23 protein-coding genes and 1 pseudogene are annotated in these 24,458 nt (G+C 37.6%); 16 read left to right on the plus strand and 8 right to left on the minus strand.

The genetic code is table 11. From position 1 onward, the window contains the following. Positions 1-14: 14 nt before the first annotated feature. Entirely contained in the window at positions 15-713 is a 699-nt protein-coding gene (gene rplU / locus K8089_RS03465) for a 50S ribosomal protein L21 (protein ID WP_237601884.1), read from the plus strand. A gap of 35 nt (positions 714-748) precedes the next feature. After that, positions 749-1,012, plus strand: a complete 264-nt coding sequence (gene rpmA, locus K8089_RS03470) for a 50S ribosomal protein L27 (protein WP_237601885.1) — start codon at positions 749-751, stop codon at positions 1,010-1,012. A gap of 58 nt (positions 1,013-1,070) precedes the next feature. Here the strand turns inward: rpmA and K8089_RS03475 are convergent, their stop codons facing one another. Together K8089_RS03475 and K8089_RS03480 are read right to left on the minus strand one after the other, a co-directional pair. Beyond that, positions 1,071-1,724: a transglutaminase domain-containing protein gene (locus K8089_RS03475; protein WP_237601886.1), complete on the minus strand. Its 654-nt coding sequence runs from the start codon at positions 1,722-1,724 to the stop codon at positions 1,071-1,073. A gap of 67 nt (positions 1,725-1,791) precedes the next feature. After that, positions 1,792-2,772 (minus strand): DUF1028 domain-containing protein, encoded by a 981-nt coding sequence (locus tag K8089_RS03480; RefSeq protein ID WP_237601887.1) that lies wholly within the window; start codon positions 2,770-2,772, stop codon positions 1,792-1,794. Between the two features lie 184 nt (positions 2,773-2,956). On the opposite strand from K8089_RS03480, the gene K8089_RS03485 reads away from it, so the two are divergent. Beyond that, positions 2,957-5,203 (plus strand): tetratricopeptide repeat-containing hybrid sensor histidine kinase/response regulator, encoded by a 2,247-nt coding sequence (locus K8089_RS03485; protein ID WP_237601888.1) that lies wholly within the window; start codon positions 2,957-2,959, stop codon positions 5,201-5,203. Positions 5,204-5,260: 57 nt separating this feature from the next. On the opposite strand, the gene K8089_RS03490 is transcribed toward K8089_RS03485, so the two are convergent. The 5 genes and pseudogenes from K8089_RS03490 to K8089_RS03510 form a co-directional block, all read right to left on the minus strand. Next, entirely contained in the window at positions 5,261-6,007 is a 747-nt protein-coding gene (locus K8089_RS03490; protein WP_237601889.1) for a succinate dehydrogenase/fumarate reductase iron-sulfur subunit, read from the minus strand. A 71-nt stretch (positions 6,008-6,078) separates the two neighbouring features. Beyond that, entirely contained in the window at positions 6,079-8,082 is a 2,004-nt protein-coding gene (locus K8089_RS03495) for a fumarate reductase/succinate dehydrogenase flavoprotein subunit (RefSeq protein ID WP_237601890.1), read from the minus strand. Positions 8,083-8,102: 20 nt separating this feature from the next. After that, the gene (locus K8089_RS03500; RefSeq protein WP_237601891.1) at positions 8,103-8,759 is read right to left on the minus strand and encodes a succinate dehydrogenase cytochrome b subunit; all 657 of its coding nucleotides are present in this window, start codon (positions 8,757-8,759) and stop codon (positions 8,103-8,105) included. A 106-nt stretch (positions 8,760-8,865) separates the two neighbouring features. Further along, positions 8,866-9,537: pseudogene (locus tag K8089_RS03505) on the minus strand (glycosyl hydrolase); the annotation flags it as partial. Between the two features lie 50 nt (positions 9,538-9,587). Then, entirely contained in the window at positions 9,588-10,022 is a 435-nt protein-coding gene (locus K8089_RS03510; protein WP_237601892.1) for a WD40/YVTN/BNR-like repeat-containing protein, read from the minus strand. Between the two features lie 219 nt (positions 10,023-10,241). Between K8089_RS03510 and K8089_RS03515 the strand changes: the two genes are divergently transcribed. The 6 genes from K8089_RS03515 (at position 10,242) to K8089_RS03540 (ending at position 15,616) form a co-directional block, all read left to right on the plus strand. Further along, on the plus strand, positions 10,242-10,835 hold the full coding sequence (locus tag K8089_RS03515; RefSeq protein ID WP_237601893.1) for an alpha-ketoglutarate-dependent dioxygenase AlkB: 594 nt from the start codon (positions 10,242-10,244) through the stop codon (positions 10,833-10,835). Positions 10,836-10,951: 116 nt separating this feature from the next. Next, entirely contained in the window at positions 10,952-11,773 is an 822-nt protein-coding gene (locus tag K8089_RS03520) for a hypothetical protein (RefSeq protein WP_237601894.1), read from the plus strand. Between the two features lie 44 nt (positions 11,774-11,817). After that, positions 11,818-12,114 (plus strand): cupin domain-containing protein, encoded by a 297-nt coding sequence (locus K8089_RS03525; protein ID WP_237601895.1) that lies wholly within the window; start codon positions 11,818-11,820, stop codon positions 12,112-12,114. A gap of 141 nt (positions 12,115-12,255) precedes the next feature. After that, positions 12,256-13,260, plus strand: a complete 1,005-nt coding sequence (locus K8089_RS03530) for a tetratricopeptide repeat protein (protein WP_237601896.1) — start codon at positions 12,256-12,258, stop codon at positions 13,258-13,260. A gap of 206 nt (positions 13,261-13,466) precedes the next feature. Beyond that, the gene (locus K8089_RS03535) at positions 13,467-14,759 is read left to right on the plus strand and encodes an aminopeptidase P family protein (protein ID WP_237601897.1); all 1,293 of its coding nucleotides are present in this window, start codon (positions 13,467-13,469) and stop codon (positions 14,757-14,759) included. Between the two features lie 86 nt (positions 14,760-14,845). Beyond that, complete coding sequence (locus K8089_RS03540) at positions 14,846-15,616, plus strand: alpha/beta fold hydrolase (protein WP_237601898.1); 771 nt, start codon at positions 14,846-14,848, stop codon at positions 15,614-15,616. Positions 15,617-15,997: 381 nt separating this feature from the next. Here K8089_RS03540 and thiL read toward each other — a convergent pair whose 3' ends face one another. Further along, the gene (gene thiL, locus K8089_RS03545) at positions 15,998-17,053 is read right to left on the minus strand and encodes a thiamine-phosphate kinase (RefSeq protein WP_237601899.1); all 1,056 of its coding nucleotides are present in this window, start codon (positions 17,051-17,053) and stop codon (positions 15,998-16,000) included. Positions 17,054-17,254: 201 nt separating this feature from the next. Here thiL and K8089_RS03550 point away from each other — a divergent pair, with 201 nt between their 5' ends. The 7 genes from K8089_RS03550 to K8089_RS03580 all read left to right on the plus strand — a co-directional run bounded on the left by K8089_RS03550 (position 17,255) and on the right by K8089_RS03580 (position 24,457). Continuing rightward, on the plus strand, positions 17,255-18,664 hold the full coding sequence (locus K8089_RS03550) for a choice-of-anchor B family protein (protein WP_237601900.1): 1,410 nt from the start codon (positions 17,255-17,257) through the stop codon (positions 18,662-18,664). 18 nt (positions 18,665-18,682) lie between these two features. Continuing rightward, positions 18,683-20,041, plus strand: coding sequence for a hypothetical protein (locus K8089_RS03555; protein ID WP_237601901.1), 1,359 nt, complete (start codon positions 18,683-18,685; stop codon positions 20,039-20,041). Between the two features lie 28 nt (positions 20,042-20,069). Beyond that, entirely contained in the window at positions 20,070-20,906 is an 837-nt protein-coding gene (locus K8089_RS03560; protein ID WP_237601902.1) for an MbnP family protein, read from the plus strand. Next, entirely contained in the window at positions 20,907-22,010 is a 1,104-nt protein-coding gene (locus K8089_RS03565) for a cytochrome-c peroxidase (protein ID WP_237601903.1), read from the plus strand. Positions 22,011-22,164: 154 nt separating this feature from the next. Next, positions 22,165-22,494, plus strand: a complete 330-nt coding sequence (locus tag K8089_RS03570) for a HesB/IscA family protein (protein WP_237601904.1) — start codon at positions 22,165-22,167, stop codon at positions 22,492-22,494. Between the two features lie 14 nt (positions 22,495-22,508). Then, positions 22,509-23,957, plus strand: coding sequence for a Fe-S cluster assembly protein SufB (gene sufB, locus K8089_RS03575; RefSeq protein ID WP_237601922.1), 1,449 nt, complete (start codon positions 22,509-22,511; stop codon positions 23,955-23,957). 80 nt (positions 23,958-24,037) lie between these two features. After that, the gene (locus K8089_RS03580; protein ID WP_237601905.1) at positions 24,038-24,457 is read left to right on the plus strand and encodes a hypothetical protein; all 420 of its coding nucleotides are present in this window, start codon (positions 24,038-24,040) and stop codon (positions 24,455-24,457) included. Position 24,458 lies beyond the last annotated feature (1 nt).

The raw sequence follows: 24,458 nt of genomic DNA on the forward strand, positions 1-24,458 counted from the left end.
ATAAACGATTCGCTATGTACGCAATTGTAGAGATAGCAGGGCAGCAAGTAAAAGTTGCGAAAGACCAAAAGGTTTTTGTTAATCGTTTACCAGTTGATGAAGGTAAATCAGTGTCTTTTGACAATGTACTTCTTATTGGTGACGGAGACAATATTACCATTGGCGCCCCGGCTATAAACGGCGCTCAAATAGGAGCAAAAGTCGTAAAGCACCTTAAAGGTGACAAGGTTATAGTTTTCAAAAAGAAACGCCGTAAAGGATACCGTGTTAAAAACGGACACCGTCAAGCGCTTTCTGAAATTGTAATTGAAAGCATTGTAGCTTCAGGAGCTACCCCTGCTAAAAAGGAAGAAGCAAAAAAAGCTGCTCCCAAAAAAGAAACTAAGGCTGCTGCTCCAAAAGCAAAAGCCGAAACTAAAGCACCAGCTAAGAAAGCCGCTCCTAAAAAAGCAGCTAAAGGCGACGATCTTAAAAAAATTGAAGGTGTTGGACCAAAAGCTGCAGAAGCTATGGTTGCTGCCGGATTGGACACTTTTGCGAAAGTAGCAAAAGCAAAACCAGAGGCTATCGCAACTATTCTTTCTGATGCAAGTTCAAACTTAGCACATTTAGTTACCGATACTTGGCCAAAGCAAGCTAAATTAGCTGCTGATGGTAAGTGGGACGAACTAAAAGAATTGCAAGACAGATTAGATGGTGGGGTTGAAAAATAATCCTACTGAAGTATAATATTTAAAACCGAAACAAAATGGCTCACAAAAAAGGAGTTGGTAGTTCCAAAAACGGTCGCGAATCAGAATCAAAACGTTTAGGCGTTAAGATTTTTGGAGGACAAGCCGCAGTTGCTGGAAATATCATTGTAAGACAAAGAGGATATACGCATCACCCAGGTGAAAACGTATACGGTGGTAAAGATCACACCCTTCACGCACAAGTGGATGGTTTAGTGAAATTCACCAAAAAGAAAGATAACAGAAGTTACGTTTCTATCGTTCCAAACGCTGAAGCATAGTAACAAGCTTGTTAGACAAAACCAAAAACCTTCACAGCAATGTGGAGGTTTTTTCAGTTTATAGCGGTTTTTGAAATTCTGATAACGAAATAGACTGCTCAAGCAATGTCCATTTTTGTTCCATTGGATAATGGGTATAAATAAAATTTGAAGGCTTTGTGAAAAACCAAAAGTCGTCCGTGCCTTTATTATTGCCATAACTTATAGCCCAAGTAATATCAAGCAATTGCCATTGCCCATCTATCTTTACGGCATTCCAAGTGTGGTTTGGTTTTTTACTATTAACAATTTTTCCCGAATAGTCTTTTGTAAACCCGTGAATTACTTCGGCAGCAATACCAACATTTTTGCAAAGACTTTCAAAAAGAAAAGCAAAACCGCCGCAAAGTGCCATTTTTCGCTCTAAAACTTTTTGAAGCACCTTTTCTTCCGAAGTGTAAAATTCATTTTGAAGCGCAGCACTTAATCGCAATTCATTGTCGTACGAAATATTAGCAGTTATCCAATTATAGATAGCACGAACCTTTTGCTTTTCAGAAGTAGCATCTTTTGTAATAGCAAAAGCCAGTTTTTCCGTTGAAAATGAAGTCTTTTTTTTATTAACTGGACGTTCTTTTGTTCCGCCAGCCTTCCCAATTACAGCACCTATCTGTGCAGCTGAACTAAACGCGACGAAGCAAACAAGAAGTAATAATAAATAGCGAATTCGCATAAATATGAACTGATTTATACAAAAACGCTATTATTAAGTTTATATTGAAAATTGAGGTGTTAAAAATTTATTTGATTAATTCCATCAATTCCATTTCCGAAACATTCAGCAGGCCCACTTTCGGCAAACGACGTGTTAACTCCCTCCAATTTTTGTCCTTTTCATAAATGTTTTTAAGCATTTCAGCAGCACGAATCAATTGTTTATCATTCGCCAAAGTTATTGCTGTCCAAAATTGCATCTCCAGATTTTCAGGAAACATTTTCATTGCAGCATTATATTGGACCATTGCTTTTTTCATTTCGTTTTTTTCAACAAATAAATCACCTTGGTTCATATGTTCATACGCACGAAAAACCTTTAAAAGCCTGTTTAATTCCTTCACCGGGTTTTCAGAATCGTCAACTCTTAAATCTAAAAGTCGGTCATTCCATGGCTCATCTGTAGCTTCGGGAGCAACCACCAACAGTGCCGCAGATTGTTTTCCGCGAATATCTCCCCCCGCATTCTGTGCAGCGAGTAAAACCTGCACCATTCTTTCCGCCAAAGGCAAATTGTTATTTGCTTTCCAAGCTTTTTCCATTGCGGGCACCACTTGATCATTTAGCATCATATTTGCTTGTACTGAAAAATTTTCGCCATTACTATGACCGGCATAAATTATACAGTTTTTTCCCGTATGTACAGCTGTTCTACCTTTGGTATCTAAAATTGCCACTTGCCGAAAATCCCTACCGTCATCATCGCGTAACAATAGATCCATCGCTTGTTGCGGCGATTTTCCTTGTTTTAGCATTTCTAACCCACGTATACCGAAAGATTTATTGGTAAACGATTGGGTTGCAACTACGCCAACGCCGGCTTCGCCCCAAGAAACGGCAGTGCCCACACTAAACCAATGACTTTGAACCGCCACGGCCATTTCGCCGGTATTAGCATCGCGCGCAACTATTGAAAATGTATGAGCCAAAGGATCGCTAGGTTTGGTAGTTTGCGCCCCAGCAGTAAAAATTGAAAAAAGACCGAAGTAAAAAAGAAAATGTTTCATTGATTTGTTTTTAGCACTTAAAGATAAATTTTTATTACGAAACTATATATTACATACTAACAAAATAGACGTGTTTGAAAAATTATAAATTGGTGAAATTAAAAACCTATAAAAATACTGGTTTCTCTGAATTACGTTATATTTTAGTATATTTAAAAACCTCACTCACAACATATATTTTTCTTTGAAGTATTTATACTACATACTATTTTTAATTTCCTGGATTGCGTCTTCACAAAATAGTCTTGACACTACTTTAACTCAAAACCGAAAAGAACTTGCCGTGCTTAAAGATTCGCTTCAAGCTATGCAAGATCATACACATAATTTGTTGTTTAGAGGTAAATATGACTCAGTAATTTTCGCTTCTATTAATAATATTAAGCTCGCCGAAAGTATTGGAGATATGGACAAAGCCTATTACTCTAGGTATATGATGGCGGCTTCATTTATGCATTTAGAAGATTTTAAAAATGCGCATATTTACGGCGAAGACTATCTAAATTATGCAAAAAAAATTAAGGATAATCTTACACTGGCTCGCGCCTATAATTTTATTGGCACACTTTATCTCAATGAAAAAAAATACGATTCAGCCTTGCCTTTCTATGTTAAATCGTTGCCACTTTCGTTAAAAAGAAAAGACACTTTTGCCGTGTCTATAGTGTATTACAACCTATCTAAAGTTTACCTAAATCAAGGCGACCATAAAAAAGCACTTCTTTATTTTGAAAAAGCACGCAAAGGAATAGATGCGGTGGGATATAAAGGCTTAGCAACCGAAATGAAACTCCTTGAAGGCAAATTAAATCTTTCAGCTAAAAATCCAAGTAAAGCAATTGTTAGCTTTAAAGAAGCTATTTCAGCCGCCAAACACGGGGATTTTACAGACGATGCACTAATTGACACATATAAGGAATACAGCAACGCTCTTTTTAGTATTGGCAAGTATAAAGAAGCCTTTTTGGTGCGTAAAAAATTTGACAGTATAACCCAAGTTCGTTTTGAAAAGGAAAAATTAATGACCATTCAAAATGCAGCAGCCCAATTTAGTGTGAATGAGTATAAAGAACAAGCCAATAAAGCCGAACTAGAGAAGAAATTAATTTCTGAAAAAGCGATGCTTAGCAACTTGTTGCTCTATTTTTTTATTGGCGCAGCAACTATAATGGGACTTATTTTAATAATTCTTTATAAATCGCATCAGGGCAGAAAAAAGCTTACCCTCTCCTTAAAAGAAAAAAATCAACAATTATTAAAAGCAAAGCAGAAAGCAGAGAAACTGGCATTGGCCAAAAGCAAGTTTTTTGCAACTGTTAGCCACGAATTGCGAACTCCACTTTATGGGGTTATTGGACTAACCAATGTGCTGTTGGAAGACGAAACCCTAAAAAACCACCAAGCAGATTTAAAAAACCTAAAATTTTCTGCAGATTATCTATTGGCACTTATAAACGATGTATTACAAATAAGTAAACTGGAGTCCAATACCCTTGAAGAGACAAAAGTTCCTTTTAATTTAAAAGAATTAATCCAGTCTCTCGTATCGTCCTTTCAATATGCGTTGGTGCAAAATAAGAACCAACTTCATATTAATATTTCAGAAAATATTCCTTCGGCTATCGTAGGCGACCGGGTTAGGCTTTCGCAAATTCTTATGAATTTAGTGGGGAATGCCATAAAGTTTACTGTTAACGGAGACATTCATATTTCGTTACAAGAAGAATCAATTTCAGAAAATGAAGTATCTATAAAATTCAGTATTAAAGATAACGGTATTGGCATTCCAAAAGAAAAGCAAAAAGCTATTTTTAAAGAATTTCAACAAGTAGATTCCGAAGACTTTAAAACACAAGGTACAGGTCTCGGACTTACGATAGTTAAAAAATTGCTCGAAGCCTCACAATCTTCTATCAAACTTGAAAGTGAAAGTGGTAAAGGCGCTACCTTCAGTTTTATTTTGAGTTTCGAAATTTTTAAACAATCGTTAGCAGACAAAACACAAAGTGATACCGATGTGCTACTTGGCAAAAAAATACTTGTGGTTGACGATAACCGAATTAACCAAATAGTGACCCAGAAAATTCTCGAAAAATACGGAATGATTTGTGAAATAGCCGAAAATGGAAACACCGCAATTAAAAAGTTAAAATCCGAAACCTATCATTTAGTATTGATGGATATTAACATGCCCGGTAAAGACGGAATGGAAACCACGGAGGAAATTAGAACCTTTGATAAGGTAACGCCAATTATAGCTTTAACTGCTATTGAAGTTGAAGAAATGAGAAATAAAATTGAGGCTTCGGGCATTAACGATATTATTGTAAAACCGTACAATACCGATATCTTTTTGAAGACCTTACTTCACAATTTAAATAAAGAAGTTGAGGTAGTTTCTTATCTTGAAGACAATTCTAGTAGTCAATAAAAAAAGAGACCATCTTTTTAGACAGTCTCTTTAAAATTTTTAAAATAATTTAAAAATTTAGCCTTCCAAACTCGCGCTTAAATACTCACGGTTCATTCGAGCAATATTTTCGAGCGAAATACCTTTCGGACATTCAATTTCGCAAGCACCGGTGTTTGTACAGTTCCCAAAACCTTCTTTATCCATTTGTGCTACCATGTTTAAAACGCGCTCCGTTGCTTCAATTCTTCCCTGTGGGAGCAAAGCAAACTGACTCACTTTTGCCGATGTAAATAACATTGCGCTGGCATTTTTACAGGCAGCTACGCAAGCGCCGCATCCAATACAAGTTGCAGCGTTGAACGATTCATCTGCATCGTGCTTATTTACGGGTATGCTGTTGGCATCGATCGTGTTTCCGGAGGTATTCACCGAAATAAAACCACCAGCCTGCTGTATTCTATCAAAAGAACTTCTATCTACCACCAAATCTTTTATTACCGGAAATGCTTTTGCGCGGAATGGCTCAATTACAATAGTATCGCCATCGTTAAACATACGCATGTGCAATTGGCAGGTAGTAACCAATCTATCGGGGCCGTGCGGCTCACCGTTTATTTGCAGTGAACAGCTTCCGCAGATTCCTTCACGGCAATCGTGATCAAAAACTACAGGTTCTTCACCTTTGTTGATTAAGCCTTCGTTAAGAACGTCGAGCATCTCTAAAAAAGACATGTCACCTTCAATTCCGTCAATAGGATATGTTTTTAATTCTCCTTTTGCTTTATTATTTTTCTGTCTCCAGATTTTGAGTGTTAACTTCATGTTGTTAAAAGTTAATTGTTGTTATTGTAATAGCGTTACTTAGTTAATAAGTTACGCCATAACCAAACAACTTATTTATATGATCTCGATTTAACTTCAATATTTTCGTACTCCAATTCTTCTTTGTGAAGCACTTCCGTTGCTGGATCTCCGGTGTATTCCCAAGCGGCGACGTACATAAAGTTTTCGTCATCGCGAAGCGCTTCACCTTCTTCGGTTTGGTATTCTTCGCGGAAGTGACCCCCACAACTTTCGTTTCGGTGTAGCGCATCTTTTGCGAATAATTCACCCAACTCTAAGAAATCTGCAACACGCGTGGCTTTTTCAAGCTCGGCGTTCATTTCATTCATATCTCCGGGAACTCTAACGTCTCTCCAAAACTCTTCGCGCAATGCTCTAATTTCCGACATTGCAGATTCTAAGTCTTTGGCATTACGAGCCATTCCGCATTTGTTCCACATAATGTGACCCAATTTTTTATGAAAATGATCTACGGAATGTTTTCCTTTATTATTTATTAATTTCTCTAAAAGCTCGCGAACTTTGTTTTCGGCTTCATCAAATTCTTTTGAATCTGTTGGTATTGGTCCTGTTTTAATATCCTGCGAAAGATAATTGCCGATGGTGTATGGCAATACAAAATAACCATCTGCCAAACCTTGCATTAATGCCGAAGCTCCCAAACGGTTTGCACCGTGATCGCTAAAGTTGGCTTCGCCAGTAACGTAACAACCCGGAATTGTAGACTGCAAGTTGTAATCTACCCAGATACCACCCATTGTATAATGTACTGCAGGGTAAATCATCATTGGGGTTTCGTAAGGATTTTCATCTACAATTTTCTGGTACATTTGAAATAGGTTACCGTATTTATCTTCGATAACTTTTTTACCTAATTTTGTAACTTCTTCTTTACTAGGATTGTGATTTCCGTGAATTCCAGCTTGTTCTTTTCCGTATCGCTCAATTGCCGATGCAAAATCCAAAAAGACAGCTTGTCCGGTTTTATTTACACCAAAACCAGCATCGCATCTTTCTTTAGCTGCACGCGAAGCAACGTCTCGCGGCACCAAGTTTCCGAAGGATGGATATCTTCTTTCTAAGTAATAATCTCTTTCTTCTGCAGAAAGATCGTTCGGCTTTTTCTTGCCACTTCTAATGGCTTCTGCATCTTCTATTTTTTTCGGAACCCAAATTCTACCGTCATTTCGCAAAGATTCAGACATCAACGTTAATTTACTTTGATGGTCTCCCGAAACTGGAATACAAGTTGGATGAATTTGTGTATAACAAGGGTTCGCAAAATACGCGCCTCTTTTATGAATTTTCCAAGCAGCAGTTGCGTTGCTTCCCATTGCATTTGTAGATAGGAAGAATGCATTTCCGTAACCACCGGAAGCAATAACCACAGCGTGTGCGGAATGTCTTTCTATTTCTCCAGTAACCAAATCGCGCGCAATAATACCTCTTGCTTTGCCATCCACGATTACTAAATCTAGCATTTCGTGACGGTTGTAAGGCGTAATTTTTCCTCGGTTTATTTGGCGGTTCATTGCCGAATATGCTCCCAAAAGTAATTGCTGTCCGGTTTGTCCTTTTGCATAAAAAGTACGCGAAACCAAAACCCCTCCAAAAGAACGATTATCTAGGTATCCACCGTACTCACGTGCAAATGGAACTCCCTGTGCCACACATTGGTCAATAATATTCGCTGAAACTTCAGCTAAACGATAAACGTTCGCCTCGCGCGAACGGTAGTCGCCACCCTTTACAGTATCGTAAAACAACCTGTAATTTGAATCACCATCGCCTTGATAATTTTTGGCAGCGTTAATACCTCCTTGTGCCGCAATAGAGTGAGCACGACGCGGCGAATCTTGATAACAGAATGTTTTTACGTTATAACCCAATTCAGCTAGCGTTGCGGCAGCACTACCACCGGCAAGACCAGTGCCTACCATGATTATATCGATACTGCGTTTGTTAGCAGGGTTAACGAGATTTATATCGTTTTTATGTTTTGTCCACTTATCTGCTAAGGGCCCTTTTGGGATTTTTGAATCTAATTTTGACATAGCGTTGCGTTTCGTGGTGTTTATTGATTAAAGTGAAGATAAAGCGCAATGAAAATAAATCCTAAAGGAATAAATATTGCGTAAAACTGCGTAAACCCTCTTAAGCCTTTGGAATACTTATTGTTCCAACCCATACTTTGGAAAGACGAAGAAAAGCCGTGCCAAAGGTGAAGCGCCAACAATACAAAAGCCAAACAATACAAGCCTGTACGCACCGGGCTCTCAAATTTATGAAGTAACTCTGGGTAATAACGAGTAGCATCAAGCGGGTTGCTTTCAACATATTTGTGAACTATTTCAGGAAACCAGAAATCGTAAAAGTGAAGTCCTAAAAACGCCAAAATTACGGCACCGCTAATAATCATATTTCGCGAAGCCCAAGTTGAGTTTTTGTTTCCTTTAAATGAATTGTAACTAATTTGTCTTGCGTTTCGGTTTCTTATTTCAAGAACCAGCCCCATTATAAAATGGAAAACAACTCCAAAAATTAAAATGGGCTGCGCAATAAATTGTACCACAAAATTGTGCCCCATAAAATGAGACAGATTATTGAAGGTGTCAGGATCGATGACCGAAGTAATGTTAATGGTAAAATGTTGTGCCAAAAACAAAACGAGAAACAAGCCGGAAAGTGCCATAGCAACTTTTCGTGCAATTGAAGAGGATAATATTGCCATTATGGTTTTATTTCAAGAATAGTTGTACAAAAATACACTTCAAACTGCTTGTTGCCAAACATTCTTAATTGTTTAAAATCTATTTAGAATGGGTTTAAATACAATTTTATATTATTTTCAAATCGGTAGCTGCCTGCTTCCCATTTACTAAAACATTCACTTTATATGCTCCCTTCGGAAGATAGTATTTACCGTTTTCAGCTTTTTTGATCTTTAAGTCGGCTTTTTCAAAAACCTTCACCCCTTTTTCTGAAACAGAATAGTCATATTCCAGCACATTTATCCCTTTTGTAGCGTCTATTGAGAGTTGTTGCAATTCCTTTTCAGCTTCGTTTTTGATGGTTACAATTGCCTTCCCCGACTGCGGACTGTAAAACTGAATTTTGGTTTTTGGTTCGTAAACTTCACCCCAAGTGCTCCATTTACTTCCCCAACGCCGACTAAAATTTAAAGAATCTACTTCGGCGAGAACCACTTCATTCATAGTATTTGAATTCAATTTTTGCAGCAAAGCAATATCTGCAACATAAATTGACCTTCCGTGGGTACCCAAAACCAAATCTTTCGCCTCGGGTTGAATTACCAAATCGTGCACCGCAACATTGGGCAATTCTTTTGAAAACACTTGCCAGCTTTCGCCGCGATTAAAGGAAACATACGCGCCATTATCAGTTCCCAGATACAGCAAATCTTCGTTTACGGGATCTTCTTTTATCACATTTATTGGCGAAGTTGGCAGATTGCTACTGATGTCTTTCCAAGTGGCACCATAATTATCGCTTACATAAACATAGGGTTTAAAATCATCCCAACGGTAGCCGTTTAAGGTTACAAATACCTGTCGTCACTTTTCAGCAAACCAATCCCAGCATATGAAGAACGAGAAGCGTTAACTTCACCCGTGCCAACCCAAATGGTGCCGTTTTGCCAATCTACCGAAACACAACCCACGTTTTGGGTAGGACTGCTATCTAGTACTGGTGTAAAAGATGTACCGTTATTATTGGTGTACCAAAGCCCTCCGCTTGCATATCCCACATAAAACTCAATCGGATTGTTGGGGTTTACCGCAAAATCTACCACGCGACCGCTCATAATACTGGGACCTATATTTTTAAAAGGCAAATTTTTAACTGGAGAATCTTGTGCCAGTTGTGTTTTTTGAGTTATGCCCCTCTCCACAACGGTTGCAAGAGTAGCGGGCTGTTGCGAATAAATTAAAGCGGTAGCAAAACAAAATACTGAAAGAATAAGATTTTTCATTAAGATTGATTTTTTGGAAATATGAAGGTACTTATTTGGGCTGGGGTACACAATAGCTATTAGCTTACAGATTGTTTCTTTGAAAAAATAAAAGGACTTTTTAATGAAATAATTTCAGCTAATATTATTAAATGGATTAATTTAGGCAAAATCAACTGTCTAAAAGCGCTAATAAATTTTAAAATATTTTCTAACCGATGAACCATCTAAAATTTCAAAATGCAACATATTGAAGACGTGACAAACTATAACGAGAATTTTATTTCTAAAAAGGAAGCTGATGAGCTATTTGAACATTTAATGGGGTTTGAAGAACTCACGACCATGATGGAAATTAAAACGCTAGCAGGCGACAGCTTCAAATTTGACTTTGGAAAAACGATTTTTCTCGATAAAGAACTCAAAGAGAAAAATAAATTCCCCGAAGCAGTCTGGGGAAAAAACAAAGTGTGGACAAAAAAAATGCTGGCCATTAAAACACGCGTCGAAAATTATATTAATGAAGAGTTTAAAACCTGCGTTTGTATTTTTTATCCCGATGGAAATTCTGGTGTAGAATACCATTCAGATAAACCTGCATTTGGTGATACTGCCATAATACCTGCAATAAGCTTAGGCGAGGAACGACAATTTTGTTTGAGAGAAAACAAAACTATGCAAGAAACTTGTATTACATTAAAACACGGCAGTTTGTTAATTATGAAGAATGGATGTCAGGAGAATTTCCAACATAGTTTACCGACGAACAATACATATAAAAACCCGAGAATAAGTTTAACTTTTAGAAAATTTGGATTTGATGACCAGTTGTGAATTCACTCCGCGCTTTCAAAAATTATCCCAGATTTTTTATTCGTTTGTAATTGTTAAATTTAGTTGCTTAATCAAAACATCTTTAATATCGTTTTCACCACATAAATGAGTTTATTATGACTATTAAACTAACGCTATTTTTTCTTTTGGCTTTTCAGATAGGGTTTTCGCAACAATATGATACTGTTTTTATTGAGGAAGAAAATATAGATGACAACAACAAAATCTATAAGACAGGAAACGTTTTTATTTACGATTACGAAATCATTTTAAACGAAGAGCCTTTTAAGCTCAAAAAGAATGAAGGAATGTTTGCGGGAAGTGATTTTGAACTCGTGCCAATAGGAAGCGACAGTATTGGCGTGGCTATAATTCATTTAATAGTTCAACCAGTAGAAAACAATGATAGAACCAACGAAAACCAAACGCAAATTTCGTATTTACAAGAACCAGCCTTTGCTTCAATAGCATCTACTGGTGTGGTGGAGAACGAAAAAAATGTGTGGATACACCCAATTAGATCCAGCTTTTTTGGTTCTTTAGAAACCGCACCTTTTCCCTTTGTAAGAAAACCTTTAAAAATTGAAGCCGAATGGACCGACCAAATGCAAATAGGACAGGGATGGGGAAATAAAATGTGGGGCCAATGGGAAGGACAGCTACTGTTAACGTATAATTATAAAATAGTTGGAGCTGAAACGCTTAAAACAAAAGTTGGCGAGATAGCTTGCTTTATAATTGAAAGCACCGCAAAATCAAATCTTGGAGAAACCAAATTAAAAAGTTACTTTTCAGAAACCTATGGTTTTGTGCGATTAGAATATGAATTACTAAACAATTTAAAAGTAAATATGTGGCTAATTGAAACTAAAAATGGTGTAGAATTTAATGACGCGGGAACATTTTTCAAAACAAATGAGTACATTAAGCAGAAGTAAAAAATGCTGAAAAGCTTACTATAATTTTAATTCTATAAAACAAAATGGAAAAAGTAACCAATCCTACGGTAAAAACACTGGCAACCGGCAGCGTATTAATTGCCAAGCAAATGCAAGCCAATGCTGGAGAAATTTTACCAGCGCACCTCGCAAATTTAGAATCAATTCTTTTAGTGCAGGAAGGGGAGTGTGTTTTAAATATAAACGGTAAAGACCATATTTTAAAACAGGGCGATGCCTTTGTTGTACCGCCAGAAATTAAACACCAAATAAAAGTAAATAAGGATTTTAAGGCTGTTCATTTTATGCCAAAAGAAATTAAATTTACATTCTTTAAGTAGTTTTATTTAGCGTTTCATTTTTGAAAAAATCAATTTTAAAACAGTTGAATTTACCCGAGAAATAGCGAAATATACACTGTCACCTAAATAAAAATTGAAGCTGATAATTTTTAACAACACCAATTTAACAACCATTCCTTTATGAAAAACCTACTATTCCTCGCCCTTACCTTTTGCTTTACTACACTTTTCGCTCAAAACAATATAAACACATTTATAGAAGAAGGTATAATCTACCACGACAACGGCGAATACGACAAGGCATTGGCAGCCTATGAAAAAGCATTGTTGTTAGACCCACAATCTACAGTTGTAAATTATGAAATGGCACTCACCTACTTTAAGAAAAACGATTATAAAAACACCATCGCCCGCGCAGACATGGTGCTTAAAAAGAACGACGATAATCTTGTGAATGCCTATCTTATTAAAGGATCAGCTTTAGATATGATGGGTGAGGTAAAAGAGTCTATTAAACTTTTTAAAAAAGCCATTCGCAAATTTCCCGAAGATTATTTGTTACCGTACAACTTGGCTCTGAACCACTACAAGCTAAACCAAATGGACGAAGCCAAAGAATACGTAATTAAAGCGATTGAAAACAACCCAAACCACGGTAGCAGTCACTGGATGCTCGCAAACATTGAATCTGCGCAAGGAAACACCGTACAGTCGTTATTGGCAAATCATTATTTTCTCTTATTAGAACCAAACTCTTCGCGATCTTTGGATGCATATAATATGCTTCAACAAAATTTTGCGGGGAACGTAACTAAAAGTAAAGACGAAGCCATAACAATAAACATTTCTATGAGCGACGACGACGATCCTTTTTCCGCAGCAGCACTAATGCTGGGATTGATGGGTGCCTCAAATATGCTGCCTGAAAATGCAGATAAAACGGCGGAAGAACTTTTTGTGGAAAACACCAATTCGTTTTTTCAAATATTAGGCGAATTGAAAAAGGAAAATGAAAAAGGTCTCTATTGGAATTTTTACACTCCTTTCTTTTACGATCTTGCCAAGAGCGAACATTTAGAAACTTACTGCATGTTTATTTCGCAAAGCGGAAACAAAAATGCTGAAGCGTGGTTAAATGAAAATACTGAAAAACTAAAAACCTTTGCCGCGTGGTTAAAGGAATAGTTTTTTGAAGGAAATTTTCAACTTTTAATTTCACACTTTTCTAAAAAAACAATTAGTACACATTTAACCCTTTCTCTTCCTTTGATAACTTTGAAATAATTAATTTTGCGCATTAGCTTTTCGAACCGGTATAATACAGCAAATCAAGCATCTTTTGCATTGCTCAATTAACCGCTAGTTCTATTTATTAAAATAAAATACAACAAATGAAGTACGATCAAATTCCCAGCAAACTTTTTGTAAAAAACCGCAAAAACTTTATGGCGCAGATGAAGCCAAAAAGTGTAGCCGTTTTTAACAGTAACGATATTTACCCAATTGGCGCAGATAGCACGATGCCTTTTCAGCAGGCACGCGATATTTTTTACTTAACTGGCGCAGACCAAGAAGAAACCATTTTAGTACTATTTCCGGATGCACCGTATGCAGAACATCGCGAAATGCTATTTGTACGCGAAACGAACGATCACATTGCCGTTTGGGAGGGTGAAAAATTAACGAAGGAAAAAGCTACCGAAGTAAGCGGCATTGAATCTATTCATTGGCTGAAAGACTTCGATAAAATATTTTACGAAGTAATGACGCAAGCCGAGCGTATTTATTTTAACACAAACGAGCACTATCGCCAAAGTGTTGTAACCGAAACACGCGAAGATCGTTTTATAAAAACCACAAAATCAAAATTTCCGGCACATAGTTGGGAACGTAGCAATCCAATTCTGCAAGCATTGCGTTCGGTAAAAGATCCAATTGAAATAGATATCATGCAGCAAGCCTGCAACATTACCGAAAAAGGACATCGAAGAGTTTTAGATTTCGTAAAACCCGGCGTTTGGGAATACGAAATTGAAGCCGAATATATGCACGAGTTTTTAAGAAATCGTTCGCGTGGTTTCGCCTACACTCCAATTATAGGCAGTGGCAATAACGCAAATGTTTTACACTATGTAGTAAACAACCAACAGTGTAAAGACGGTGATTTAATTTTGATAGATGTTGGGGCAGAATACGCAAACTATTCTAGCGATATGACGCGTACCATTCCTGTTAACGGAAAATTTAGCAAGCGCCAACGCGAAGTTTACAATGCCGTAAAACGCGTAAAAGACGATGCTTCAAAAATGCTCGTTCCGGGAGCGTATTGGAAAGAATTTCACGTAGAAGTGGGTAAATTAATGACTAAAGAACTGCTCGATTTAAAACTTTTAGACAAGGCAGATGTTAAAAATGAAGACCCCAATTGGCCTGCCTATAAAAAATATTTTATGCACGGCACCAGCCACCATATTGGTTTAGATACGCACGATTACGGCGTGCTGTGGGAAAAAATGACCGATAATATGGTTTTCACCGTTGAACCGGGAATTTACATTCCGGAAGAAGGTTTTGGCGTTCGTTTGGAAGACGATGTGGTTATTCAGAAAAATGGCGAACCTTTTAACTTAATGCGCAATATTCCTATTGAAGCTGAAGAAATTGAAGATATTATGAATAAATAAAAGAAGTATAATATAAACAACCAAGACCTATCAGATTTTACCTTGTCCATCGACAGAGGAAAACCTGTTAGGTCTTTTTTAAAATTATGACTTTTCATTATAAAAACACACCCATTAATTACAATATCTTCGGGAAAGGTCCAGCAATAGTTTTGCTTCACGGTTTTCTGGAAAGTGCTACAATGTGGGAACCTTTAATCCCCCAATTCGCAACGAATAGAACGGTAATTGCAATTGATTTTCCCGGTCACGGAAAAAGCGATGTAATCACTGAAATTCACACTATGGAATTGATGGCCCAAGTTGTAGATGAAATAGTGAAGCATTTGCAAATAACGTCAGCCACTTTTCTCGGGCATTCTATGGGTGGTTATGTTGCTTTGGCTTACGCCGAACTATTTTCAGAAAAGGTTGAAAAATTAATTCTTCTAAATTCAAGTCCCGTAGCAGATTCCGAAGCGCGAAAAACAAATCGTAACCGCGCTCTAAAAGTGATCGAAAAAAGCCCTAAGGCCTATATTAGCATGGCTATTAGCAACCTAATTGCTGAATCTTCTCGTGAAGAATTTATTGCGGAAATTGAGGCGTTAAAGCTTGAAGCCTACACTTTTCCGGTGGAAGGAATAAAAGCCGCAATTAAAGGCATGCGCGACCGAAAGGATAGAACCGAAATTCTGAAAAACCTCACAAAAGACAAATACGTAATTCTCGCTGAAGAAGATCCCATATTACCATTTTTAGAAGTTAAACAATTGGCAGAAAAATGCGGGGCTTCGGTTAAAATTATTGCCGGGGGGCATATGAGTGTAATAGAAAACACAGAGGCGATTGCGAATTATCTACGTTTAACAGTATAATCCTTGCGTTATTCTTTATTATTAGTTAGCTTTAGACAATAAACCCTAAATTTTTTCTTAAGATGGAAAAAGTCATGCCCCAAAGCCGACCTCCAATCTCAAGCCTTATCTGTTTTGCATTTGGTCACGATTACATTGTAACTCGCAAAATTACCAATCATGTTTTTGAATATGAATGTGCGTGTTGCGGTAGAGAGGTTTCAAACAATCGCTCCGGTAAATTTGAAAAACTTACCCTTCAAAAACGTAAATTAAACGAAAAGCTTTCGCGTTTTTTCATAAAAAAGAGAAAACTAAAATTCAAATAACAAGCCGTTACTCTTTTCGAAATTTATAATTTCCTATTAAAGGAAGCATAGTGTTTTATGCCTGTTCAGAAAATTATTCTTCGGCATTCAATGCGTTCCAGCCACGTGCAATTAGCGGTATTTTTGCTCCTGCTCGGCTAATTAAATGCACACCTTCTTTTTCATTAGTAATATGACCAATAATTGATAAATGCGGGTTGGCCTTTATTTTGGGGAAATCTTCCTGCTTAACAGTAAAAAGCAATTCGTAATCTTCGCCGCCACTTAATGCTATGGTTGTGCTATCAAGTTTAAATTCTTCACAGGTAGAAATAACCTGCGGATCTAGTGGAATTTTATCTTCGTACAAATTGCAACCTACTTTCGAGCTTTTACAAATATGTAATATTTCCGAAGACAATCCATCGCTAATATCAATCATAGCGGTAGGTTTCACCTCCAATTCTTTTAATAATCTGGTAATATCCTTTCGTGCTTCGGGTTTTAATTGTCGCTCTACCAAGTACGAATACGGCTCCAAATCTGGTTGCGAATTAGGGTTCACTTTAAATACTTCCTTTTCGCGTTCCAAAATCTGTAAACCCATATAAGCTGCGCCCAGATCGCCCGTAACTACTAGCAAATCATTTTCGTTTGCGCCACTTCTGTAAACAGCCTCGCCTTTATTTACGGTTCCTAAAGCAGTAATACTAATCAATAAACCAGTGGTTGACGAAGTAGTGTCGCCACCAATTACATCAATATTATAAATTTGTGCTGCGGCAGTAATTCCTGCATAAAGTTCTTCCAGAGCTTCCACCGGAAACCTGTTTGAAGCCGCGATGCTCACCGTAATTTGCGTTGGTTCCGCATTCATTGCATAAACATCTGAAAGATTAACAATCACCGCTTTATACCCTAAATGTTTTAAGGGCATATAACTTAAATCAAAATGCACGCCTTCCAAAAGCAAATCGGTAGTAACCACCAATTCTTTTTTAGAATTACAAGAAATAACAGCGGCATCGTCTCCAATTCCTTTAACAGTGGATTTTTGCTTTATTTTGAAATTTTTCGTCAAATGGTCAATAAGACCAAATTCACCTAAACTTCCAATCCCCGTGGTGGTGTTATCTTTGTTTTCAAACATATATATACTCGAATTTTTTTGCAAAAATACAGTAACACACAGCAATAAAAAAGCTAATTGTAAATAATGGTTATTTAAAGGTTTTCAACCATACTGATAAAAAATTAATAGCATCCTATTAATATTTAACCTCTTACACTTGTAAGAAAACTTAGAATATGTTTACATTTAGCCCCTCTTTTAATCTTACGAAACAAACCGATGAAAAAATTATTACCACTTTTAGCCCTAGTATTCAGTGTAATTTCTGTAGCACAAACCCCCTGTGTCAATGGCATGGCAGGCCAATATCCGTGTAATGGATTAGATCTTCAATCGCGCATTAGCCTCGCCACCTTTGGTACCGATAGAGGAAACGACTCTTGGGGATGGACAGATCCGCAAGACGGTCGCGAATATGCAATTATGGGCTTGGGCAACGGCACCGCCTTTGTTGATATTACAGACCCCATTAACCCATTGTATTTAGGGAAATTACCTACCCACAGTAGCTCCAGTACTTGGAGAGATATTAAGGTGTACAACAATCACGCTTTTATTGTAAGCGAAGCAAACGGACATGGCATGCAGGTTTTTGACTTAACACGGCTGCGCAACGTCACCAATGCTCCAGAAACTTTTAGTGAAGACGCCCATTACAACGGATTTGGCAATGCACACAATATTGTAATTAACGAAGAAACTGGTTATGCATTTGCGGTAGGTACGAGCACTTTTGGTGGTGGCCCCCATTTTGTGGATATTCAAGACCCTGTTAATCCGGTTGCAGCAGGCGGATTTAGTGGAGACAATTACTGCCACGATGCGCAAGTTGTAATTTATGATGGACCGGATGCAGATTATACGGGTCGTGAAATTTTCTTTGGCAGTAACGAAGATAGAATTTCTATTGTAGATGTAACAGATAAAAGTAATCCTGTAGGTATTTCAGTTGGGTTTTACGGAAGTATTGATTATACCCACCAAGGCTGGCTAACAGATGACAAACGCTACTTTATTATTGGAGACGAATTAGATGAAGCCAACTTCGGTTTTAATACCCGAACTATTATTTTTGATGTGAGCGATTTAGACAATCCCGTAGTTCACTTTGAATACGAAGCAGCAGTAGAAGCTATTGACCATAACGGTTATGTGCTAGGTGACGAATTTTATCTCTCAAGCTACCGTGCAGGTTTAAGAGTTTTTGATATTAGCGATTTGGACAACCAAAATTTTGTTGAAACAAAGTTCTTTGATACATATCCAACCAGTAATTCTGCACGTTTTGATGGCGCTTGGAGTGTATATCCATATTTTGCTAGCGGAAATATTGTTATTAGCGACATAGACAGAGGTTTGTTTATTGTAAAAGATCCATTGTTAAGCGTTAATGATAATAACATCGCAAATTTTGCAATTGCGCCAAACCCAGCGACCGAAATTGTTACTGTTTCTTCAAAAGTAGAACCAATTCATAAAATTGAAATATACAACGTATTGGGTCAGAAAATAATTGATTTAAACATTGCAGACAGTCTTTCAGAAATTTTAGACATTTCAAAACTTCAATCGGGAATGTATGTAATGAAAATAAACAACACAACAACCAAACGTTTATTGGTAGACTAAAAATTGAGCTTCCCCATTATGCTAATTAATAAATTCAGCAAATTTAAAGCAGTAATACTATTGCTTTCCATTTCACTTACATTTTATTCCTGCGGAAAAGATGACGGTACCGAGCCAGAACCAGAACCAGAAATAAGTGTGGAAGTGGAACTCATAAAAACCTACGGCGGCAGTGGTATCGATGAAGCCGCATCTGTAGTTGAAGCAGCCGATGGCAATTATTTAATTTTGGGCACAACCCGAAGTTCTGATGGCGACATTACAGACAGATCTGGCAACGACAGCGATTTCTGGCTTTTGAAAGTTTCTAAAACTGGCGATATAATTTGGAGTAAAACCTACGGTGGCAGCGATGATGAAAATGCTGCACGTATTACCAAGACAAATAACGGCGGCTTTTTGCTATCTGGCTATACTTCCAGCAATGATGGAGATATCTATTTTAATGCAGGCTTTCAAGATTATTGGGTTGTAAAAATAAATGCTGCTGGAACAATTATGTGGGAAAAAACTTTCGGATTTTCTGGAAGCGACCAGGCTTTTAAAGCCTTCCAAACTTCAGATGGCGGCTATTTTATAACCGGTTATTTTGACGTTTCTGCGAGTGGTGGCGCGGGCAATGATTTTCAGAAAAACACTTTGCATGGCGTTGGGGAATATTGGGGAATTAAACTAAACCCCGATGGCTCCACAAGATGGCGACGCTATTTTGGCGGCACCAATAACGATCGAAGTTATGATGCTCTGGAAACTGCCGATGGAGGTTTTTTAATGACCGGCACTTCAGAAAGTGAAGATTTCGACAAAACCGACTTTAAAGGAAGTTACGATTACTGGGCAGTTCGCCTAACAGCTGATGGCGACTTACTTTGGACGAAGAGTTTTGGAGGTCACGAGATAGACAATTCGTACGCTTCCATTAAAACCGATGACGGCAATTATATAATGATTGGCGATTCGAGAAGTAGCGATCAAGACGTAACAGACCCGAGAGGTAACGCCGATGCATGGTTGGTGAAATTTGACGATAGTGGGAACAAAATTTGGCAAAAATCTTTTGGTGGTTCGCTCTTTGATACGGCACACAGTATTGTTCAACGCAACAATGGCGATTTTATATTAAGCGGGCACAGCCGAAGCGCAGATGGCGATTTACAAACTAATAACGGCCTTAACGACGTTTGGGTTTTTATTATAGACAGCAATGGAAATTTAAAATTTCAGAACAGCATCGGGGGTTCAAAAGTAGAGTTTGCCTCAGAAGCAATTGAAACAACAGATAATAAAATTGTAGTTGTTGGTAATAGCGAAAGTAATGATTTAGATATACCTTTAAATCAGGGTTCAATAGATTTTTTAATGATTAAATTGAAATAATATAATCTAAAGACACGTTTTCTATACTATGAAAAGAATCACTATTTTACTAATTATGATGTTTGTAGCTGTGGGCTGCAGCAATAGTGACGAGCCACAACCTGAGGTTCTTGGCTGCATGGATGCTAGTTCCCTCAATTATAACTCTGCTGCTAATACAGATGATGGTTCGTGCATTTATGAAAAAAGCGCGACTATCCTTTTTACTCAAAACTGGGCAGGAAACCCAGTAACAAAAGACGATTTTAATACAACGGAATTTCTAAATGAAGCGGGAAATTTAATTACAATTTCCAAACTTCGGTATTTAATTTCGCGTATTGTACTAATAAAAGCGGATGGCACTACTATTAATTTTGATGAGTACAATTTAATAGATCTTGCAAATCCAAATTCGTTATCTCTTTCTCCTGCAAAACCTATAATTACTGGTGAATATACAGGAGTTACCTTTATTTACGGATTTAATGAAGCAGATAATGTTAGTGGCGCCTACCCCGATTTAAATGATGTGGGTTGGAATTGGCCCACCATGTTAGGTGGCGGTTACCACTTTATGCAATTGGATGGTACTTTTAACGATGTTACAGGCGCTCCGCAACCTTATAACTTTCACAATGGTACTGCCCGCGTAAGTGAAGGTGTTTTTGAACAGAATTTTATAGCTTTAAACTTTAATAAAAACTTCACTATTACTGAAAACACAACTATTGAAATTAAAATGGATATTTCAGAATGGTTCAAAAATCCGTTGACTTGGGATTTAAACGACCGCAGCACAGACTTGATGATGAATTACCAAGCCCAAAAAGATATGCAGCGAAATGGCGGCACTGTTTTTAGCATTGGAGAGATTACACAATAGATGAAGAAAAAACACTTGAAAAAAATTCAGTTTGTATTTGGTTTAATAGCAATATGCTTTTTTCTGTCGTGTTCTTCAAATGACTCAGAACCAACTGAACCAACTGAAAATTATACGCCTACTCCTAAACCGTTGGCCGTCCCACCCATTCTTGAACAATTACTGCCTCCTCCTTTTATCCCAGCAAATAACCCACAAACTAAAGAAGGAATTGCACTCGGGCGAAAACTGTTTTATGACCCCATTCTATCTGGAGATGGTACCCAAGCGTGTGCTTCATGCCACCAACCCGCTAATTCATTTACAGACGATAATCGCTTCAGCATTGGCATAGACGGTATTGAAGGTGTAAGAAACTCAATGCCAATATTTAACATGGCATGGAATAGGGACAATAAATTTTTCTGGGACGGACGTGCCACAAGCATTGAAGCGCAAGCTATGGAGCCCGTAATAAACCCGGTAGAAATGCATAATACTTGGGAAAATGCTGTCGGGCAACTTCAAGGTAACGACCAATACCCAGAACTTTTTAATAAAGCATTTGGCACTACTACAATTACCAAAGAACTCACAGCCAAGGCCATTGCCCAGTTTGAAAGAACCTTAATTTCTGCCAACTCTCCTTTTGACAAATACCTGTTGGGCGAAGGCAATCTTACACAACAGGAATTAAACGGTTTTGAAATATTTATGGACGAATCGCGCGGAGACTGTTTTCACTGTCACGGTAATGATAACAGCCCATTGTGGACCGATAATATTTTTCACAATAACGGCCTCGATGCTATAATAACAGACAAGGGCTTGGGCAACGTAACTGGCGACCCCAACGACGACGGTAAATTTAAGTCGCCATCGCTTCGTAATTTGGCTTACACAGCTCCATATATGCACGACGGTCGCTTTGAAACTTTAGATGAAGTGATTAATCACTACAGCGAGGGTCTTGTTTATTCAAGAACCATTGACCCGCTAATGAAAGCTGTATCTCGAGGCGGCGTACATTTATCCGAAGGTGACAAAGCAGATTTAAAAGCTTTCCTTTTATCGCTGTCAGATCCTTCCTTTATTAATAATCCAGATTTTCACGACCCTAATTAATCTCAGGTCATTTTACCACTTCTACAGCACCTTAAAAAACCATGTGTTAATTATTATTTAAAACTATTGTTCCATAGTTTTAATTTCCCAGTTCTTTATGGTTAAAAGTTCCATTTGATGTATATTTGCCCTCTAATTTAGAATTAATCTATATATGGTTAAAATAAGTGAAGGTGCCAAAAACAAAATTGCACAATTGATGGCTGAAGAAGGCTTCAATATTGCAGACGATTTTGTGCGCGTTGGCGTTAAAAGTGGCGGTTGTTCTGGTTTAAGCTACGAATTAAAATTTGATCATAGCATTGGCGAAAACGACAAGCTTTTTGAAGAAGACCAAGTTAAAATAGCCATAGACAAAAAAAGCTTTTTATATTTAGTTGGAACCACGCTCGAATACAGCGGAGGCCTTAACGGAAAAGGATTCGTTTTTAACAACCCAAATGCCAATAGAACCTGTGGCTGTGGAGAATCTTTTTCACTTTAAAACATTAAATGAAGATGAGTAAATATACCGAAGACGATTTAAAAAAAGAATTGGAAACCAAAGAATACGAATATGGTTTCTTTACCGATATAGAATCTGACACCTTCCCCGTTGGATTAAATGAAGATGTAGTTCGTGCAATTTCAAAAAAGAAGGACGAGCCAGATTGGATGACCGAATGGCGCTTAGAAGCATTCCGCTATTGGCAGGAAATGGTAGAACCAGATTGGGCCAATGTACATTATGAAAAGCCCGATTTTCAGGCTATTTCATATTATTCGGCTCCAAATAAAAAACCGAAATACAATAGTATTGACGAAGTAGATCCCGAACTTTTAGACACGTTTAAAAGACTTGGAATTTCATTAGACGAGCAAAAAAAGCTTGCTGGCGTTGCTGTAGATATTGTTATGGATTCTGTTTCGGTTGCAACTACGTTCCAAAAAACATTGGCGGAAAAAGGAATTATATTCTGCCCTATTTCAGAAGCTATAAAAGAGCACCCAGAATTAGTGAGAAAATATTTAGGAACCGTTGTTCCGCAGCGCGATAATTTTTACGCCGCCCTAAACAGTGCCGTTTTTAGCGATGGTTCTTTCTGCTATATTCCAAAAGGCGTTCGTTGCCCAATGGAGCTTTCTACTTATTTCAGAATTAATCAAGCCGGTACAGGACAGTTTGAAAGAACGCTCGTTATTGCAGATGAAGGGAGTTACGTAAGTTATTTGGAAGGTTGTACGGCTCCAAGTCGCGATGAAAACCAATTGCACGCAGCAGTAGTAGAATTAATTGCTCTAGACGATGCCGAAATAAAATATTCAACCGTGCAAAACTGGTTTCCCGGCGATAAAACCGGAAAAGGTGGTGTTTATAATTTTGTGACCAAAAGAGGTATTTGCGAAAAGAACGCTAAAATTTCGTGGACGCAAGTAGAAACTGGAAGTGCCGTAACCTGGAAATACCCGAGCTGCATTTTAAAAGGCGATAATTCTATTGGCGAATTTTATTCAATTGCAGTAACCAATGATTTTCAGCAAGCCGATACAGGTACAAAAATGATTCACCTAGGAAAAAACACGCGCAGTACCATTATTTCAAAAGGTATTTCAGCTGGAAAATCGCAGAACAGCTATCGCGGTTTGGTGAAAATTATGCCAAACGCCGAAAATGCACGAAACTTTTCGCAGTGCGATTCGCTGTTAATGGGCAATAGTTGTGGCGCACACACCTTCCCCTATATTGAAGCTAAAAATAAAACCGCCCAAATAGAACACGAAGCAACCACAAGTAAAATTGGGGAAGACCAGATTTTCTATTGCAACCAGCGTGGAATTGATACCGAAAAAGCAATTGCGCTCATTGTAAATGGTTTTAGTAAAGAAGTATTAAACAAGCTTCCAATGGAATTTGCCGTTGAAGCACAAAAATTATTAGAGATAAGCCTAGAAGGATCTGTAGGGTAATATTTTTGTCTTTTGGCTATCGCTCTAAATAGACATTAATAAGAATCTTACTTTTTTATAACCTAAACACTCATTTTATTATGAAAAAAATCTTTTTGATGCTAATGCTTTCGGCAGCAGTTTTTTCCTGTAAAAATTCAGAAGAAAAAGATAAAACTACTGAAGAAATAACCACAGAAGAAGCAGCGACAAACGCAGACAATTTTAATGCCTTTAAAGGAGATTATATAGATTCTAACGGCGCAGTTGTACTAATGGGAACCAATTTTATTTACGGTGTAAAACGCAACGACATTTCAGACCAACTCTCAAAGCAAGTTGCCGCCGTAAAAGAAAACGATTTTGATATGGTAAACGTAGTTGTTAGAGGCACCGTATCTAAAAATACCGATACCGACAGTGAGTGGGAAGAGGTAATTACAATTAATGAAATTTTGAGGGTAAGTGATAAACCTTCAGAAGCAGATATAAAATTTGAAGAATCAGCAAAGAACAATTAAC

Source organism: Aequorivita vitellina, assembly GCF_022008365.1.
Taxonomy (GTDB): domain Bacteria; phylum Bacteroidota; class Bacteroidia; order Flavobacteriales; family Flavobacteriaceae; genus Aequorivita; species Aequorivita vitellina.